The sequence below is a fragment of the Clostridium sulfidigenes genome (genome assembly GCF_000732635.1).
Lineage (GTDB): Bacteria > Bacillota > Clostridia > Clostridiales > Clostridiaceae > Clostridium_J > Clostridium_J sulfidigenes.
In genome coordinates, this window is sequence record NZ_JPMD01000085.1 from 1 (window position 1) to 788 (window position 788).

A 788-nucleotide genomic window follows, 5' to 3' on the forward strand; every position below is an offset into this window, starting at 1 on the left:
GGTGTATGTCTTCCACCCTCTTCTTTTTTAAGTACGTATTACTTGACCTACGAACTTCATATGTGGATGTACTGATCCACTTTTTGCCAATACTTGACCTCTTTGTATATCTGTTCTTTGTACTCCTCTTAATAGAGCTCCGATGTTATCTCCTGCTTGTGCTTCATCTAGAAGTTTTCTGAACATCTCTACTCCTGTACATACTACTTTTCTCTTCTCTTCTGTTAATCCTACGATTTCGATTTCGTCTCCAACTTTTAGTATTCCAGTTTCAACTCTTCCTGTTGCTACTGTTCCTCTTCCTGTTATTGTGAATACGTCCTCTACTGGCATTAAGAATGCTTTATCTGTTGCTCTTTCTGGAGTTGGGATATAGCTATCTACTGCTGCCATTAAGTCCATGATGCATTGTGTTGCTGCTTCATCTGTTGGGCTTTCTAATGCTTTTAATGCTGATCCTGTTACTATTGGAATATCGTCTCCTGGGAAGTCATACTCAGATAATAATTCTCTGATTTCCATTTCTACTAATTCTAATAATTCTGGATCATCTACCATATCTGCTTTATTTAAGAATACAACTATGTATTGTACTCCTACTCTTGATGCTAGAAGTATGTGCTCTCTTGTTTGAGGCATTGGACCGTCTGCTGCACTTACTACTAGGATTGCTCCATCCATTTGTGCTGCTCCTGTAATCATGTTCTTAACATAGTCTGCGTGTCCTGGACAGTCAACGTGAGCATAGTGTCTTGTTTCTGTTTGATACTCTACGTGTGATGTATTGA

1 pseudogene is annotated in these 788 nt (G+C 38.8%); it reads right to left on the reverse strand.

The features are described from left to right. Positions 1-788 (reverse strand): annotated as a pseudogene (locus tag IO99_RS18045) (elongation factor Tu); the annotation flags it as partial.